Genomic DNA, 18,493 nt, shown 5'->3' with positions numbered 1-18,493 from the left:
TTTGTATTCCTACTATACTACAGAAGATCCGGAAGCGCAACCGGATCTTCTTTGAATGACCGGCTGTTATTCCTTTCTATAAATACCGTCTGTACTGATGTTTCCACGCCTCTAGTGTCTCCTGCGGCGTTTCGAGGCTTTCTTTAGCCGTCTTTTCTTCTTCCAGCAGCCGGATTCGATCAGCGATCTCCGCGTAATCGGGATGTTCAGCAAGAAACTTTTGATACTCCTCTTCCGGAAGATACCGTGATCGGGCATATACATAGGCTGCCAGCATCGTCTCGTCCTGGCAGATCTCATACGCCTTTAAGTACATCTCCGCCGCCTGTTCATAGAGCAGCTCCCTCCCATAGGCAGCACCAAGGCAACCGTATACCTTCCCATAAAAACGCTCGCCTGCGGACTCATCCCTCTCATCCTGGAGAATGGAAAGATAAACGAGGATTGCCGATTCGTACTCTCCACTTGCCAGCAGGTTATCAGCTTTATATTTTCTGCGCTCAATCTCCTTCTGATCTTTCAGACGATCCAGAACATTGCGGATGTGCTCCATCTCCGGTTCCGAATAGATCTTTGCTTGTTCCAGAATCCGAAGTACGAACTGTTCAATCGTTCCGTTTTTCTGAAGCAGGTCAAGAAGGTCTCTTGCCAGCTCCTTCATATCAAGCTCTGAATACAGCCACTCACAAATTTTCTCATTCATAATGGTGTAGTCAATCAGATACAGATTATTACAGAGATAATAGCACAGTTCTTCTATCGTATAGATCTTTCTGTGAATCCGTGTGATTTTGTATGGCTGTGAAGCCTTTTTCTTATGACAAAGAATTAAACTGCCCATTTGTACCTCCCAGATGAATGATTTTTTCTACCCTGAAATCCGTAGCCGGGAAGAAATCCCCGAACCCTGCATCCCGGAAACTCAGGCGGCACGTCCTCTCATCATCAAACTCCGTACGGACAATCAGCTTGAGAGAATATTCTTTTCTCTTTGGCATCCCCGCAAAAGAGACCGTCTCTACATTCCACTGTCCTGTCGCCAGCGACTCAATATGAATTTCAATATCCTCCGTATTTTCTAAAAGGACCTCCCATTCTCTTGTATCTTCATACCAGTGGGTGCCAAACTCCACAATCGGGTACCATACATCTACTCCATGAATCCTCATCTTGAGGCAGATCTGTTCCATCAGCTTTGTCTCATCCAGATAGGTTGGTACATCCGGAGTTTCCGAACGCTTTTTCAGACCGCAATAACATGCCCCCTTACTATACAGATTGTTTCCAATAAATGCTCTACGTCCATTACACAGCACCTTCTGAGAGTTCGGATACCAGTTATTTTCAAAACCTTCCCCCGTCAGATAGACAGAGGAAACATGTTTCTTATTAAAAACACCTTGAATGAAATGCCGAAACCGTTCATCCGCATTTCTAGCCTTATCTACATTCAGCACCGGATAGACCGCCCTAAGCTCTTCCATCTGTGCCTCTGCCACCTTCTCCACACTGACAAAGCTTTCTTTCTCTCTTCTGTAGTCTGTGTTAAGCTGCTTTAGCATGTAAGCTTCAATCTTTTCCCTGTCACAGTAAAAGAGCGCGGATTCATACTGCCAGAGCTCTTTTGGCTGATAGAGCATATAGTAACAGAAGCTCTCCCGGTAATCCATGGCGTAGACTCGGCTTTTATCAATACCTGCCTGGGCTCCGGCTTCACGTAAAAAGGTACGGATATCCTGATCAATCCACGGTACGGTAAACGATACAAAGGAGACCTCTTTCTTTCGGAATGTCTGGAGGGTCAGCTCAATAAACTTGCCAAGAAGCCATCTTGCCTCATAGACTGTCCCTTCGATCTCAATCTGTTCTTTTCTCTGAGCCTTGCGGTAGAGATCTGAAACGACCCAGCCCTTTTCCATCATAGCCGCCCGCTGAGCCTCGCGTCCGAACATCCATGCCTCTTTGTAATGTCCCACCATCATCGGAATCTGGTAATTGTCAGCCGCCACTTCCAGCGTCTTAAGTTCATGCTTTTCTTCATCATAATAGCTGATTTGGCAGCCGTTTTCATTCAGGTCATAGCCAATGATATAACCACAATTTTCCATTCTGATCCTTCTCCTCTTTTAGTATACCATAAACAGCTCCTGCGACAGTTCCTTCTCGCGGCTGTATTCATTCATTGCCTGTTTCAGCGCTTCTTTCGTCAGCTCCGACATATCGTTCAGCCGTCCGTACGTTCCGATAGCCGGTACTTCGTGTTCCAGACGAAATGTCTGCATGTCAGACGCAAACGTACTGCCGTCAGCTTTCATCTCTTTGAAGCGGTATTCCAGGATCTCATCACTATACAGGACAAAGGTCCTTACATGAATCCCCTCATAGGCCGCCTGCATGATCTCTTTCTGGTATGGTTGATCCTCCGTCCGTTCTCTGGCCTTTTGGATCTTGTACTCGATCATCACCTGGCTTCCTTTCTTTGCCCGGTATTCGACAATACATTTGTCATAAAGCATAACTTCCATCAGCCAAGACTGTGGATATTTCAAATAAAAAGAAAAGACAACCTGTTTTTCACAAAGTTCCCGCAAGAACCGTTTCAGAAGCTCCTCTGACGCAGTCTGGATCTCATGCTCAGAATAATACTTCAGATAGGCAATCCGGCAAATGTCCGGCAGCACCTCTCCGGCCTCTTCTTCCTTTCTAACAATCTCCCATACTGACAGATCAGTCTGCCGGTCACGTATCAGATACTCCCTGGATATGTAGGCAAGATATGCTCTCTTTAGGCGGAAGTAGGTATTGCCGCTGCCATAGTAATCACAGAAGATGGCTTCCTCACTGAAAATATTCTCTGAAAATACCATCTGGGTGATAATTCGCTCGGCAATGCGATCCGAAGGAATTCCCTCCTTCTTTGCCGCACGCCATACCCTCTTCATATTTCTTGTGGCTCCACAATAGTATATTGCCAGATAGCTGAGTGTCGTATGGTCAGAGTATCCTTTTGTGAACAACACGTAACAGAGCTCTGTAAGCATCTCATCCTCTTCGTAACCGTCCTCTAAAATTTTCTTTGAACAAAGATCAAAAACCTCTCCGTCCACGAACGGATCCATACCGTGCTTCTTGATATTTTCAAAGGAAAGTTCCGGTACAGCAACCGGCTCTTCCGGAACCTCCTTATTTTTCTCCAGTTGTTTGCAGAGCTCTACAAACCGCATCTCGTAGAACAGACGTGTCGTCTCATATGGAATAGAATCCGTATAATGTCGTCCGTCCATGGACTCCCAAATAATTCTGGAATCCTTATCATAGAGGAAGATCATGGCTTTGCCATCGATCACACCGACTCTTTGACGGATTTCTCCATCCTCCTCAATAACCATTACCGATTTCATAAACGACAGATTCGTCTTCACCTCATAAGCATGACAAATATCATTGAGCGCTTCCAGACGCTCCTGTGTCATATTCTCCTCCGTACAGAACTTCTTATAAATAATCCGAAGCGGCTCATTAATATGTCTTTTTAAAAGCTGCTCCCAGGCAAATTCCTGCATCTTGTCACGGTAGTAATTGTAAATCTCACTTGCCTCCTCCTGGAACTGAATTATATTTGCGTAGAGGAAAGCAGTCTTTTCGTAAGTAAGCGTATTCCCATGCATGAAGTAGAGACAGACAGCTTTCGGAAGCGGCGTACGTACCCGCTCCTCCTCAATCGTCATCATATAATATTCGTAGAGCTGTACGATCTTCATCTCCTGTTCTACCGCAAGCTCATACCATTTGAAATATTCAGAACAAATCTGATTCCCCTTAATAAGAAGCGTGCAGACCGCAGTCAGTACCATAGGATCCGGGTACTCTCCATAGAGTTTTTCTAAAAGACGGAACAACTGTCTGTCGAATTTCTTCTGCTGCCCTGCCAGATTTGCTGTGTAAAGAGCAAGCTCCCTTGTGAAGAGTCCGTACCGACATCCAAAGCCCAGTACTTGAATCTCGAAATTGCCAAGCTTTTTCAAAGAAACCGGATCCTCCCTGTAACACTTAAATGCCTGTAGATATAACAATGTATGACCGAATTTTTCTGAATAAAAATGCTTCTCCAGGGCAGCAAGTCTTCGCGTAATATTGCGGTACTCCGGATCAATATCCACCAGCATACAAAGGATGCTCCACATCTTCGGATGCTTATTATATGCCTTGCGAAGCTCCTCTGTTACATGTTCCGTGTGGCTTGCATTGCGCTTTAACAATGCAGTAAGATACAGGTAGTAGGTTGTATTCTCAGGCCGCTTCATCATATCAAAACGGCCGTAATTATACTGCTCAATAATCTCCGCCGCCTGTTCTGTCTGTCCGCTCTCCAAGTAAGCGTGCGCTTTTACAAGGGAGCAAAACGCGGCGTCCCGGCCAAGGTTCTCCATCTGTCCCGCAAGCTGGATCGTATCTTCCGCCCAGCTTAATAGATCACTCTTTCCGGTAATGCAGGAGAAATAGCCCTTTACAATCTGTGTCATATAAAACGTCTGCTCATGCTTTGGTGTATGGACTCCCTGTCGTGTGACTTCGATTTCGTAGACCACCTGCTCATATGGTGTAGTAAAGATGATTCGTCCAAAATTTCTTCCGGCGTGAAGCACCTGTGGAGTAATGACATAGTGAAACCCAAATGTATTCCCGACGAAATCATCCGTAGTAAATTCCTTTTGCGTGATCTGTATAAAACCGCCTTCCACTGTGGCACGGATCGGCATGTAGCCCCATGTATTCTTTGTAATAATCAGGTTCTCCCGAACCGCATCGGTGATGCTTTCAAACTTCTTCTCATATTCAGACAGAGAGAGGAAAAGACATTCCTTCTGTTTGATGCCGACGAGAAATTCCTCCACCGCCTGTTCGCCCAGAGACCACTTCCTCATATTATTGTAAAGAGCTACTACTCTCGGATTTTCGTAGCGCAGAATCTCATAAAAACTCATGGAACGAAACAATCTGCGTGCTTCCATGAAGTCCGTCATAGCCAAAAGCTTAAAATCTTTCATATTTTGTACTTTCCCGTGAGAAGTCATCAAATATGGCCGCTCGATTACCGCCGTAAAAGAAAGCTCGTACTCGCCGCCGTTGCACACAATATAGAACGTACCATTCTCCACATATCCCGGATCCAGACCATCTGTATCGTAAGTGAAAGAAATCTCCACCGGATTTCCCTCAAATCCATTCTCTGTCAGATGAATACGAAAAGAAGAGGAATAAACAATTCCTCTTATCAGCGCTTCCTTTTTACTTTCAATCGTAAAACTTCCCTGGTAGGTCTCCCCTTCTCCGATCAGGAGCACCAGATTCGTCTCCGAAAACTTCACTTCTGGCTGCTCCTTGCTAAAATCTCCATTTGAAAAGCGTTTAATTTTATTTTTCAAGCCTGCCACCTCTTGCATTGCATTTTTTATCAGATATACTATAATTGAAATTATAACATTATTCCCTGTCAAATGGCAATCCCTGTGCATAATTTATCAGAATTTGTCATATGCGAAGATTTCGCTGCGCCGGCAGCATAAAAACGGCGCAAGCTGCGAATCTGAGCTACATGACTGAATTGACGGAACTGCTACAGTTGTTTGCTATCATAAAAAGGAGGCAATTCGTATGAGTCAGACACCAATTTTTCATGGAAGTGATCTGGAGCAGATCGCATCCTATTATCATATAGAATCTGACGAGATCTGCTGTTTTTCCGCAAATGTCAATCCTCTTGGTTTTCCTGAACAGACAGCTCTGGCTGTCTGCAAGAATTTTTCTCATCTGATGTCACGATATCCGGATCGAAATTATATCGGACTGAGAGCAGCCATCGGCCGCTACTGTCATATTTCTCCGGATTATGTGTCGGTGGGAAATGGTTCTACCGAGCTGATTTCCCTTTTGATCCAGTCTTGTCAAAGACACCATGCTGTCCAGGTAGGACCATCCTACTCGGAATACGAGCGGGAATTACAGCTTTCGGGTATCTCTTACTCTACCTGGTTTCCGAAAAAGGAAGATCATTTCCGGATTCATACCGGAGAGCTGATTGACGCTTTGAAAAAAAGCCATGCAGATTTTCTGATTCTTTGTAATCCGAACAATCCTACTGCCTCTGCCCTTTCTCAAGAAGAGCTTGCCGTTCTTCTCCGCGGATGCCTTAAGCGGGGCGTTTTCGTAATGATTGACGAAACTTATGCCGAATTTGCATGTCGCAATGTTTCTGCCATTCCTCTCGTCCCGGAGTTTCCAAATCTGATGGTGATTCGTGGCATTTCTAAATTTTTTGCAGCTCCGGGCCTGCGCTTAGGGTACGGCGTCTCCAGCAACGCAGAATTCCTTGCCCACCTGAAAAAAGTGCAGAATCCGTGGAGCGTCAGCAGCATTGCCGCCTTTGCCGGAGAACATCTTTTTGCGGAAACCGAGTTTATCGTAAAAACAAAAGTCCTCATATCCCGCGAGCGCACCCGCATGATACAAGGACTTTCAGAAATTTCCAAGCTGTGTGTCTATCCAAGCGACAGCAACTTTCTGTTTGTCGAGATCCTGGATTCCGGCTTTACATCGTCCGGATTATTTGACTTTCTGATTCGTCAGAAACTGATGATCCGCGACTGTTCCTCATTTCCGGGGCTTGGCAGCCAGTTTTTTCGCTTCTGCCTGATGCAGCCGGAAGATAATACCAGACTTTTGCAGGCAATTCAGAGCTATTTCTGTTCCTAAGTATTGCCATTTTAAGCAATTTTAACTATTTCGTGACAATTTTATAGTATTCTCTTGCGGTCAGTTTGAATACGAGGCCGTAGATCACGCTGAATACGAGAAGCGTACCGATGGTACAGGTGATAAACAGATTGACATTCGTCAGGTTGAAGCTTGCGAGAAGTCTTCTCATTAGCTGGAAGGCCGCCGCTACATGGAGCGTGGCAAGACCAAGCGGCAGGAAGAATACCATACGGATCTGGCTGTTGACCGTCTTTTTGACTTCCCGGCGGCTCATGCCGACTTTCTGCATAATCTGGTACCGGTTGCGGTCCTCAAATCCTTCGGAAATCTGCTTATAATAGATAATCAATACCGTTGCCATCAAAAACAGCCCGCCAAGGAAAATGCCAAGGAAGAGGAAGCTTCCGTAGAACGTATGGAAATCTTCTTCATACATACCCCGAAGTTCTATATCACATGCAATCCCGTAATCATTCCGGAGCCGGTTTGTGATGGCCGTGGCCGCTGCTTCTTTCTTCGCTTCACTTCCATCCAGATCAAATCCGTAGGAATACTGGAAAGTCGCTGCTTCCCCACCCGAAAGTGAGGAAATGAGGTTCTGGACTGTACCCACATCTTTTACAAAAAGAGTCAAGGTATCCATTACCGGAAATTCCTGTTTCTCTTCCATCGGGATCTCATCCGGCTCTTTTACAATGGTAAAGTCCACGCCATCCAGCCGGAAGTGGTCTTTGCCGTAATTCTCTTTAGAAGAAGAGAAAATAACCGCTTCATTATCAGCAAGCTTAATCTCGTCTTGATTCATCTCATTGTAATAGGAGACTGGTGCGATCTGAATCAGAGTCTTGTTAAAATAAAAGGTACTGTCAAAGGAGTCCACCGTATATTCTTCTCCTTTGCCATCCGCCACAAGGGAAGTATACTGGCACCGATAACCGTTTTTCTGTCTGAGGCCCTGTCGGTTCATCTCTTCTGCTACAACAGTATCCACCGTCCTGGTCAGATTCTCATCCGACTGATAAACTGAAAGAATCAGCTCCTTGGGGAATCGATTTGACATAATATTTTCCATACCCATATTCAAACTGACCGTGGTAGAAAGCGTTACCAGAACCATGGTGCTTAAAATACAAATATTGGCAAGTCCAACGGCATTTTGCTTCATCCGGTAAATCATACCAGACACGGAGTGAAAATGCTTTGCTTTATAATAAAACGACTTCTTCTTTCTCAGCATCTTTAAAAAGGCGATACTACCTGCTACAAACAGAGCGTACGTTCCCACAATAACCAGAAGAACCGCCACAAAGAAGACGCTGATGGCCTCGATCGGGTTTTCCACGATATTCGCAAGTACATAACCTGTGGCAATGGACGCAATCCCAAAGAGTGTCAGTAAAATCTTCGTCTTCGGCTCCTTTTCTCCGATAGATCCGCCCCGGAGCAGCTCGATCGGATTTGCTTTTCTTACCTGCAACAGGTTGAATGCGAAGGTGATAAATGTAATCGCCGCAAAGAGGAGCACGGTTGAGCTGACGCTGCCAGCGGAAATCTCGTACTGTAAAGGCGTCTCGTATCCGACGATCTTATAAAGCAAAAGAAACATCAGTTTTCCGAAAATCGCCCCGCCGATCAGTCCGATCACAATACTGATTCCACCTGTTGTCAGAGATTCCCAGAACATCATAATGGAGAGCTCTTTCTTTCCCATTCCAAGGACATTGTACAGGCCGATCTCTTTTCTTCTCTGCTTAATCAAAAAGCTGTTCGTATAAAACAAGAAGATGAAGGCAAAGATGGCCACGATCACCATACCAAATCCAAGGATACTCCGCATACTGTCCGCTCCCGGCATCTCTCTGACACCGGAGTTGTCCATGATCATGTACATGTCAAAAAACATCATGATGGTGATGATGCTCGTAAGCAGAAACGGGACATAGGACCGCTTATTTTTTTTCAGATTGGTAAGGGCAAGCCTGATGTAAATCGATTTAAACATACCGCTCACCTCCCGTAGTCAGCACTGTCAGGGTGTCGGAAATCTTCTGGTAAAGCTCTTCATTTCTCATCTTTCCGCGATAAATCTGATGAAAAACCTCACCGTCTTTGATAAAGAGCACTCTTCCCGCATGACTCGCAGCCTTTACGGAATGTGTAACCATGAGGATTGTCTGTCCTTTTTCATTGATCCGGGTGAACTGATTTAACAGATCATCCGCTGCCCTGGAGTCAAGAGCTCCGGTCGGCTCATCTGCTAAAATCAACTGCGGTTTTGTAATCAGTGCTCTTGCGACTGCCGTTCTTTGCTTCTGTCCGCCGGACACCTCATAAGGGAATTTTGCCAACAGCTCGTAGATCCCAAGGCTCTTTGCAATCGGTACTAATCGCTTTTCCATCTCTGCGTACTTTTTCCCCGCAAGCACAAGTGGAAGGAAAATATTATCCCGGATGGAAAGGGTATCCAGGAGATTAAAATCCTGGAACACAAATCCCAGATTCTGTCTTCGGAAAGCGGCGATCTCTTTCTCCGGAACGGAGGAGAGCTCCCTTCCCTTTAATTTCACATGGCCTCCTGTAGGCTTATCCAGCGCCGCCAGGATGTTCAGAAGTGTCGTTTTACCTGATCCGGATTCTCCCATGATCGCGACGTACTCTCCCTCCTCCACTGAAAAAGTAACGTTTTTCAGGGCTTCCACCTGGGCACCGCCAAACCGCGTCGTATATGTTTTCTTTAGATTCTGAACTTCAAGAATTGTCATGTTCATCTCCGCCTTTCTGAATTCTTTTATGTTTCTATGCTGTCATTATAGCCAGAATGGCCGAGTATTTTCCATCGATTCTTCTTACAATCCAAGCCCGAACCTTACGATTTTGAAAGGTAGCGTCCTTTATTCCAGATCAAGCTGTGTCCGTCTCAGATCCAGGACGACCTTTGTCCCTTTTCCATCTTCAGAATCGATCCGAAGCTGGTGATGGAGCTTATCCATCACTTTTTTGCAAAGATATAATCCAATTCCGGTGGAGCGTTTATCGATCCGCCCATTGTATCCGGTATAGCCTTTCTCCATAATCCGCGGCAGATCCTCCGCCGAAATACCAATGCCTGTATCCTTTATGACAAGGACTCCCTCCTGTTCCAGGTAAATGGAGACGCTTCCGCTCTTTGTATATTTCAGTGCATTAGAGAGAATCTGCTCCACCACAAAAGACAGCCACTTTTCATCTGTGAGGACTATCTCGGCAATCTCCCCCATTTCCAGGGACAGTTTCTGTAAAATAAACAGTCTGGAATACTTCTTGACTGCCTGCCTTACGACTTTACCCAGATCGCAGCGCTCCAGCACCATATCTTTGGCGATGTCGCCTATCTTCAGATAAGAAAGCACCATCTCCACGTACTGCTCTGTCTTAAAGAGCTCCATCTGAAGCTGGCGAAACAGCTTCTGGTTCTCTTCATTCTCCTCCCGATCCATTCCGGATTGGACAAGAATCCGCATGGCTGCGATAGGCGTCTTGATCTGATGCGCCCACATACCGTAGTAGTCCATCATCTCCGTGTAACGTTTCTGATCTTCAAAAATAAGCTCTTCCTTCTCCTGTCTCATCTTTGCGATCATCGAACGGTACAACGCTTCCAGATCTCCCGGCACTGTATAAAACATGCCCGGATAGGTATCTGAGGTGGCAATGCACCGCTTCAGCTCTTTCCACCGCTCCGCATATTTCAGGATGTCCACCAGCAGGCAGAGAAAAACACCCGCCCCGGAAAACTCGGCGATATAGCGTGTCTTCTCGAAAGGAATATCATACAGATATCCAATCAAAAATAAGGTACCATAGCAGATCAGAAGGCATCCGAACATGGCGGCCCGGTCTTTCATATATCCTTTCAGCATAGTCGTCTCACTCCTTTAAAAGATAACCGATTCCTTTTTTCGTCAAAATCAGATCAGAAAGTCCGGCCTTGTCCAGTTTCTTCCGAAGTCTCGTCATGTTCACCGTCAAGGTGTTGTCGTCTATGAAGCTGTCATCCTCCCAGAGCTTTGTGATAATATCCTCTCTGGAGACAATCTTTCCGGCCCGCTCCATCAGACACTGGAGAATCCGGTATTCATTTTTCGTCAAATCAATCTTTTCTCCCTCGTAGAGTACCGTAGCGTCGCTTAAATTTAAGAGCAATCCCTGGTGCTCAATGACATTGACATTTCCCTGGAACGAATAGCTTCTTCTTAAAAGTGCCTGAATCTTGGCGGTGAGGACATTGAGGTCAAAGGGCTTTTCGATAAAGTCGTCTCCGCCCATATTCATCGCCATGACGATATTCATATTGTCCGACGCTGAGGACAGAAAAATAATCGGCACCTTGGAAAATTCCCGGATCCGCTGGCACCAGTGAAATCCGTTAAAAAACGGCAGGATGATATCCAGAAGAATCAGATGCGGGGCAAAATCTGCCGTCTCCTCCAGTACATTTTTGAAATCTACAATGCATCTCACCTCAAAGCCCCACTGGCACAAATGGTTCTTTAGTGTTCCGGCAATAATACTGTCGTCTTCCACAATCAAAATCTTGTACATTGTGTCTCCCTTCTGCTGTCAAACCATCAAGCGCTATGATCCCTGAGAACCATAGCGCTTCTTTTTATGTTTTGTCTTTGATTATACTACTGAACTTTTGCAATATCAATCAAAGTCAGCTCTTTGATATTGGTATTTTCCAGACTCGTTACAAGTGCCCCTGCCGTATCCATGGCGGTCAGCACTGTCACACCGGTCTCAATGGCATTTCTGCGGATCGTAAATCCGTCCCGTGCGTGGTCCGCTCCCTGCGGTGGTGTATCAATGACAAGATCGATCTCATGTCCGAGGATCAGATCCAGAAGGTTCGGGGAAGCCTGCTCAATCTTGTTGACGGCAATGGCTTTCACACCGGCTTCTTTGAGTGCCTCCGCGGTCCCTGCCGTAGCAAAAATCCGGTAGCCGAGTGTCTCAAATCTGCGTCCAATCTCCACTGCCTCCGGCTTGTCCTCATCCCGTACGGTCATAATCATATTTTTGTATTTCGGAAGCTTGATACCTGCTCCAAGGAACGCTTTGTAGAGCGCCTCATTAAACGTCTTGGCAATTCCGAGACATTCTCCTGTAGACTTCATCTCTGGTCCCAGACTGATATCCGCGCCACGAATCTTCTCAAAGGAAAATACCGGCATCTTGATAGCGATGTACTCTGCTTCCTTTTGCAGTCCCGGTGTATATCCCAGATCCCGGATTTTGTGTCCAATAATGACTTTTGTCGCCAGCGGCACAATCGGAATTCCTGTCACCTTGCTGATGTATGGTACCGTACGGCTGGATCTTGGATTGACCTCGATCACATAAACATCCTCTCCGCACACGATAAACTGAATGTTAATCATTCCAATGACATGAAGAGCTTTAGCCAGTCTCCTTGTGTACTCCTCGATCTTCCGTTTTGTAACAGCCGAAATACTCTGTGCCGGGTATACCGAGATACTGTCTCCGGAGTGAATACCTGCACGCTCAATATGCTCCATGATGCCGGGAATCAGGATATCCTCTCCATCGCACACCGCGTCAACCTCGATCTCTTTTCCCATAAGGTATTTGTCTACGAGGATTGGATGTTCCTGTGCGATCCGGTTGATGATACCGATAAATTCATCGATATCGTGGTCGTTGATAGCAATCTGCATGCCCTGTCCTCCAAGGACGTAGGACGGGCGAACCAGTACCGGGTAGCCCAGTTCATTTGCCACTTTCTTTGCCTCCTCGGCGGTAAAGACCGTTCCTCCGGTCGGACGTGGAATCTTACATTGTGCAAGAATCTCGTCAAAAAGCTCCCGGTCCTCTGCTGCATCCACATTCTCCGCCGAAGTACCGAAGATCGGAACTCCCATCTTCATCAGTGCCTCGGTCAGCTTGATGGCTGTCTGACCACCAAACTGCACAACCGCTCCGTCCGGTTTTTCGATGTTGACGATACTCTCTACATCTTCCGGCGTCAGCGGCTCGAAGTAAAGTTTGTCCGCAATGTCAAAATCCGTGCTGACCGTCTCCGGGTTATTGTTGACAATGATCGTCTCGTAGCCTTCTTTCTTAAAGGCCCAGGTACAGTGTACGGAGCAGAAGTCAAACTCGATCCCCTGGCCGATCCGGATCGGGCCGGAACCTAGAACGAGCACTTTCTTCTTGCCACTTGTTTTTTCTACTTCATTTTCGCTTCCAAAAACAGAGTAATAGTACGGTGTGGTGGCAGCAAACTCAGCCGCACAGGTATCTACCATCTTATAGGCTGCAGTGATACCATATTCTATCCGCAACTGATGGATCTCGTTCTCTGTCTTCCCGGTTAGAGACGCAATGACGTGATCCGGAAACTCAATCCGTTTTGCTTCTTTTAGAAGTACCGGTGTCAAAGGCCCCTCTTTGAGAGACTGCTCCATCTCTACGAGGATTGCGAGTTTATCAATAAACCATTTGTCAATTTTCGTAATGCTGTACAGAACATCGTAAGCTACGCCTCTTCGTAATGCCTCCGCAATCATCCAGATCCGTCTGTCGTCTACGACATGAAGCTGTTCCATCAGCTCCTCGTCGGAAAGTCCGGAGAAATCGTAGGACATCAGGCTGTCCACGTGCTGCTCCAAAGAGCGGATCGCTTTCATCAACGCACCTTCAAAGTTATCGCAGATACTCATCACCTCTCCGGTCGCCTTCATCTGGGTGGTCAGCGTTCTCTGGGCACTGATAAATTTATCAAATGGCAGACGTGGGATTTTTACCACGCAGTAGTCCAGCATCGGCTCAAAGCTTGCGTACGTCTTTCCGGTGATGGCATTTTTGATCTCATCCAAAGTATAACCAAGGGCAATCTTCGCCGCCACCTTGGCAATCGGATACCCTGTCGCTTTGGACGCCAGGGCGGAAGAACGGCTCACACGAGGATTAACTTCGATTACACAGTATTCAAAAGTGTCCGGATGCAGGGCATACTGTACGTTACATCCCCCTGTGATATTCAGCTCGCTGATAATATTCAGAGCGGAAGTACGCAGCATCTGGTATTCTTTGTCACCCAATGTCTGGGACGGAGCCACAACGATACTGTCTCCGGTATGTACGCCGACCGGGTCAATATTTTCCATATTACATACCGTGATACAGTTACCGTTTCCGTCCCGCATCACCTCGTATTCAATTTCTTTCCATCCGGCAATGCAGCGCTCCACAAGCACCTGGCCCACCCGTGAAAGGCGAAGACCATTCTCCAGAATCTCCACCAGTTCTTCCCTGTCATGGGCAATTCCACCGCCGCTTCCTCCTAAGGTATAGGCCGGACGAAGTACAACAGGATATCCGATCTTCTCCGCAAATTCCACACCTTCCGGTACGCTCTCCACAACAAGGGAAGCTGCCACCGGCTCTCCGATTTTTTCCATGGTGGCCTTGAATTCCAGACGGTCCTCCGCCTTTTTGATGGTTTCAGAGGTCGTTCCGATGAGCCGTACATTGTTCTCCTTCAAAAATCCCGTCTCATCAAGCTCCATGGCAAGATTCAGACCGGCCTGTCCTCCCAGAGTCGGAAGTACGCTGTCCGGACGTTCTTTCTTGATAAGTTCTTCCACGACTTCCACGGTGAGCGGCTCAATGTATACACGGTCAGCTATATCCTTATCCGTCATAATGGTAGCCGGGTTGGAGTTTAACAGTACGACTTCGATCCCTTCTTCTTTCAGGGAACGGCATGCCTGGGTACCCGCATAGTCAAACTCTGCTGCCTGCCCGATGACAATCGGTCCGGATCCGATCACTAGTACTTTTTTAATATCCTGATTTCTTGGCATTACTGATTCCCTCCCATCATTTCCATAAACCGGTCAAAAAGATATCCGGAGTCTTGCGGTCCCGGACATGCCTCCGGGTGAAACTGAACGGTGAAAATCTTCTTTCCGGTATATTTGAGTCCTTCGTTTGTCCCGTCATTGACATTAACAAAGGCAGGCGTAGCGATTTCATCGCTTAATGTGGCGTCATCCACCACATAGCCATGGTTCTGCGAGGAAATATAAACCCGGTTGTTACTTAAATCTTTGACCGGATGATTGCCACCCCGGTGTCCGTATTTCAGTTTGTGAGTGTCTCCGCCATTTGCAAGGGCCATAAGCTGATGGCCAAGACAGATGGCAAAGATCGGTACATCGCTTTCATACAGCTTTCTGACTTCCTCGATGATGTCGGTACAGGTCTTTGGATCCCCAGGCCCGTTGGAAAGCATGATACCGTCCGGATGGGTGGCCAGAATCTCCTCCGCCTTTGTATGCGCCGGGTAAACTGTTACTTCACAGCCCCTCTTATTCAATGATCTGGCAATATTGTTCTTTGCACCGTAATCCAGAAGCGCCACCTTGTAGCTATCTCCTGGAAGGACGTAAGCTTCATCACAAGTCACCTTGGAAACCACGTCGCCCACTTCATATGCGGCAAGCTTTGGCAAAATCTCCTCAAGATCATAGTTCTCATTCGTCGTAATCATGCCGTTCATGGTGCCCTTTTCCCGCAAAATCTTTGTCAGGGCTCTTGTATCGATCCCTTTGATTCCCGGAATATCCTCTTTTTCCAAAAACTCCTGGAGCGTTCCTTCGCAGCGAAAGTTGCTCGGCATTCTGGACAGTTCTCTTACGATATAGCCGTCCGGCCACGCTTTTTTCGATTCCATATCAGGAGTAATACCATAATTTCCAATTAACGGGTAAGTCATCACAACTGCCTGTCCGGCATAAGACGGGTCCGTCAGGACCTCAAGATAACCTGTCATAGAGGTGTTAAAGACAATTTCACTGATCATATCTCGCTTCGAGCCAATACTCGTTCCTTCAAAGACGGTGCCGTCTTCCAAAATCAGAAATGCTTTCATAGCTTCACCTTATCCCTTCGTAGTTTCTATTTGTTTGTTTGCGCAAAAAGAAAGGCGCATGAGTGTCTTTTTCGATACTCGAGCGCCCTCCTTCTCAAATTGTAAAGATTTTACCACATCTCTTTTTCTTTTTCAACGCTTTTCCTGAATTTTTTTACAAACTATTCAGCCATGCTCTTATTCATACTGCCAGTACACGGTGATCTTATACAGCACCTCGTCATCCTGATAGGAATACCTTGCACTGGAGAGCTGATACCAGGCTGCAAGATTCGAAGCCCCCTCACGGATCAGATTGTTTAAAAGTATCTCCCTGGATTCCTCATAGGCTGCCTTCCCGGAAAACTTAAAAACCGAAACTTCTTTTCCGGCAGAAATCTCGGTGTTTAGCTGTTTTCTCATCCGCTCTTTGTCAAATCGCTGATAATAGCACCCTTCCCGTACGTAGTAATTGTCCTGAAGGGAAGTACAGGACGGCATCGTGACTTCCCCGTCCAGCTCATGGGTCCGGAAAAGCTCTTCCTCATTGCAGCAGAGATAATCGTACTGAATCTGCTGGGCTTCAGAAATCTCGCTTGGATCGCTTTGCAGGAATACCGGATCCCCCCATGTTGTATCGACATAGTAGTAATTGCCCTCGCACCGAACCAGATTCCACGCATGGGGCTGTCCCCTTGTCGTCCCGGTCACATAGGTGCAGAATACGCCGAGCTTCTCCAGAAGATACTGGGTCTCCCTGGCATATCCGGCACAAACGGATTCTTTTCCCACAAGTGCGCTGAAAAGATTCTGACTGTCTCTGGCATCCGCCACATAATCTACAGTCCGGATCACATATTCATACACATACTTGATTCTGTCGTACTCCGATGCCGACTGGATCTCTTGCATCTGTTCAAGAAACGCCTCAGTTTCTGCATTGATTTTTCTCTGCATCTGCTCCTTCGTCTCTCCTTCATAGGTGTACTCCGGACAGATCTGTGCATATCCGCCCTCCGGAATCTGATAGGCTGTCGTCTCCGCAGCACCGCTGCACCAGAAAATGTCCGGAAAATCGTTCAGAACAAACTGGAAGATCTGATTCACCCGCTTGGCCTCAGTCATCGGTACATCGATTCCCTTCTGATTCTCCCTGATTCCCTGAAGAATCGTCTCATAAACTCTTTTTTCCTCTTCATTTAATGTCTGATAATAAAATTTCTCCTCTACTTCCCCGGCGGGAACCTCCCGTGTCTTTACCACCGGCGCCGCCTGTTCTGTGAAAAAAGTGAGCTTCTCTTTGGACACAAAGCCGGTATCCTTTAACATTCCAACAATACCTGTTGCAACTGCCAGAATCAAAATCGCGCACAGAACTACGCATCCTTTTAAGAATCTGTTTTCTCTTCTTCTCATGCTAATCTCCGTAACTCATCCTTTACTTTCTATTATAGATATATCCCAGCCTTCGGCGCAACCAGAACTTTATACCAGTTCTGCAATACGGGATACGCCGACATAGACTTCCGAAATCTTATACCAGGTCCGGTAGTCTACCTTTCCGGTCTGCGGCAGTCCGAAGACTTCCTGGAATTTCCGCACCGAAGCCTCAGTTCTCGGCCCATAGACGCCGTCCGCATCTACTTTCGGGATAGCAGGATAAGCACCTGCAATGACATTAAGCTGCTCCTGCATCTGAAGCACCTTGTCTCCAGTAGAACCATTCTCCAGTGTATATCCTGGCCACGACGCCGGGACTCCTGAGATCTCCTGGGCCGTGTTGATGTACATATCACTTCCATAGAAAGAGCGCAGGATCTGAATCGCCGTGTATCCCTGATCCGCCAGACTCTTGGATCCCCATTGGGTCATCCAGCCGGGACATGACACCTGCTTTCCATCACAGTACTGCGTCAGAATCGGCTGGCGGACATTCGGCCTTGACAGATAAGAAGCAAACAAATCATCCACCACAGAAGAAATCGTATCGTAGATATTGCGCCTGGGAATCCACTTATGGTCAAAGGCTGTAGAGGAAGAAATCGTGAAATCAAATCCCTGATTCCGATACCATTCCGTATACACCCGATTTAACGTAAAGGACATAATGGCAAGGACGTTGGCCTTGATTGCCTCCACAGGCCAGGTAGCATAGATTTCGCTGGAAGCGACATTCTTGATGTAATCCTTATAGCGGTCATAGTAATTGAGAGCCGTGGTGTCCCGCGGCGATCCGTCGTGTACCACGACATATTCCGGTACCACCACCCGACTTAATACAATCTCTCCCGTCTCATTCACCGGTTTGATCTCTGCCTCTGGAATTTTCGGCGGATAATTGCCGAACAGCGTGTGAGCCGGGATCACATACACCTGCTCTCCTTCTTCCCGCGTAATCGGAAGAAGACGGATGTTTTGAAGAGCCGTCACCCCAGAGAGGATCTCTGTCCCCGCAATCTGGATAGGCTCAAATCCCGGAGCTGTCACTTCCAGCGTATACTCGGAGTACGGCTGTTCCTCCTGCCGTTCATCGAGGCTGTACTCTACCGGAGGCGCCGCAAGCTCCAGCGTCTCAGTCTGCCCGGATGAATCGGTGGAAACCATCTCCAGTGTATTCTCTGGTACTCCGGTATAGGAAATCCGCACACTGGCGTCCTCTACCGGAAACGCAGTTGCCTCCGAAGTAATCTGTATTTTTAGCCTTCCTTTATCGATGTTGTTTTCCTGCATATGATATAATGTGCTCATTTTATCATCACCCTGTCACAGTTCTCTTATCATCAGAATATGTGTGGAATCCAAAAAACATGTCATAAAATT

Annotated in this window: 12 protein-coding genes; 1 reads left to right on the top strand and 11 read right to left on the bottom strand. The window is 46.8% G+C overall.

Annotated elements, in window-relative coordinates; translation table 11 throughout:
• Positions 1-76 precede the first annotated feature (76 nt).
• Genes AOA56_RS03485 through AOA56_RS03475 form a run of 3 tightly spaced genes read right to left on the bottom strand, consistent with a single transcriptional unit; the run spans position 77 to position 5,435 of the window.
• Positions 77-841 (bottom strand): hypothetical protein, encoded by a 765-nt coding sequence (locus tag AOA56_RS03485; RefSeq protein WP_024732637.1) that lies wholly within the window; start codon positions 839-841, stop codon positions 77-79.
• Entirely contained in the window at positions 816-2,108 is a 1,293-nt protein-coding gene (locus AOA56_RS03480) for a DUF5716 family protein (RefSeq protein WP_048621833.1), read from the bottom strand. Before AOA56_RS03480 ends, AOA56_RS03485 begins: the two co-directional genes overlap by 26 nt.
• An 18-nt stretch (positions 2,109-2,126) precedes the next feature.
• The gene (locus tag AOA56_RS03475; RefSeq protein ID WP_242843435.1) at positions 2,127-5,435 is read right to left on the bottom strand and encodes a DUF5717 family protein; all 3,309 of its coding nucleotides are present in this window, start codon (positions 5,433-5,435) and stop codon (positions 2,127-2,129) included.
• A gap of 220 nt (positions 5,436-5,655) precedes the next feature.
• On the opposite strand from AOA56_RS03475, the gene AOA56_RS03470 reads away from it, so the two are divergent.
• Positions 5,656-6,753 carry a pyridoxal phosphate-dependent aminotransferase gene (locus tag AOA56_RS03470; RefSeq protein WP_053768965.1) on the top strand — a complete coding sequence of 366 codons (1,098 nt, stop codon included), beginning with the start codon at positions 5,656-5,658 and terminating at the stop codon, positions 6,751-6,753.
• Between the two features lie 25 nt (positions 6,754-6,778).
• Here the strand turns inward: AOA56_RS03470 and AOA56_RS03465 are convergent, their stop codons facing one another.
• From AOA56_RS03465 to AOA56_RS03430, 8 genes are all read right to left on the bottom strand, one after another.
• A complete protein-coding gene (locus AOA56_RS03465) occupies positions 6,779-8,758 on the bottom strand; it encodes an ABC transporter permease (protein WP_053768964.1) in 1,980 nt (659 codons plus the stop codon).
• Complete coding sequence (locus AOA56_RS03460; protein WP_024732641.1) at positions 8,751-9,518, bottom strand: ABC transporter ATP-binding protein; 768 nt, start codon at positions 9,516-9,518, stop codon at positions 8,751-8,753. The genes AOA56_RS03465 and AOA56_RS03460 overlap by 8 nt, the downstream gene beginning before the upstream one ends.
• Before the next feature lie 129 nt (positions 9,519-9,647).
• Complete coding sequence (locus AOA56_RS03455) at positions 9,648-10,655, bottom strand: sensor histidine kinase (RefSeq protein ID WP_053768963.1); 1,008 nt, start codon at positions 10,653-10,655, stop codon at positions 9,648-9,650.
• A gap of 7 nt (positions 10,656-10,662) precedes the next feature.
• A complete protein-coding gene (locus tag AOA56_RS03450) occupies positions 10,663-11,337 on the bottom strand; it encodes a response regulator transcription factor (protein WP_053768962.1) in 675 nt (224 codons plus the stop codon).
• 86 nt (positions 11,338-11,423) lie between these two features.
• Complete coding sequence (carB, locus tag AOA56_RS03445) at positions 11,424-14,624, bottom strand: carbamoyl-phosphate synthase large subunit (protein WP_053768961.1); 3,201 nt, start codon at positions 14,622-14,624, stop codon at positions 11,424-11,426.
• Positions 14,624-15,694 carry a carbamoyl phosphate synthase small subunit gene (locus tag AOA56_RS03440; RefSeq protein ID WP_053768960.1) on the bottom strand — a complete coding sequence of 357 codons (1,071 nt, stop codon included), beginning with the start codon at positions 15,692-15,694 and terminating at the stop codon, positions 14,624-14,626. The genes carB and AOA56_RS03440 overlap by 1 nt, the downstream gene beginning before the upstream one ends.
• 177 nt (positions 15,695-15,871) lie before the next feature.
• Positions 15,872-17,089 (bottom strand): transglutaminase domain-containing protein, encoded by a 1,218-nt coding sequence (locus tag AOA56_RS03435; protein ID WP_053768959.1) that lies wholly within the window; start codon positions 17,087-17,089, stop codon positions 15,872-15,874.
• Positions 17,090-17,158: 69 nt separating this feature from the next.
• Entirely contained in the window at positions 17,159-18,421 is a 1,263-nt protein-coding gene (locus AOA56_RS03430; RefSeq protein ID WP_053768958.1) for a peptidoglycan-binding protein, read from the bottom strand.
• Positions 18,422-18,493: the final 72 nt, after the last annotated feature.

This window comes from Sellimonas intestinalis, from assembly GCF_001280875.1.
Taxonomy (GTDB): Bacteria; Bacillota; Clostridia; order Lachnospirales; family Lachnospiraceae; genus Sellimonas; species Sellimonas intestinalis.
Note: the sequence above shows the minus strand (reverse complement) of the source record. Positions and strands in the feature narration are given on the sequence as shown.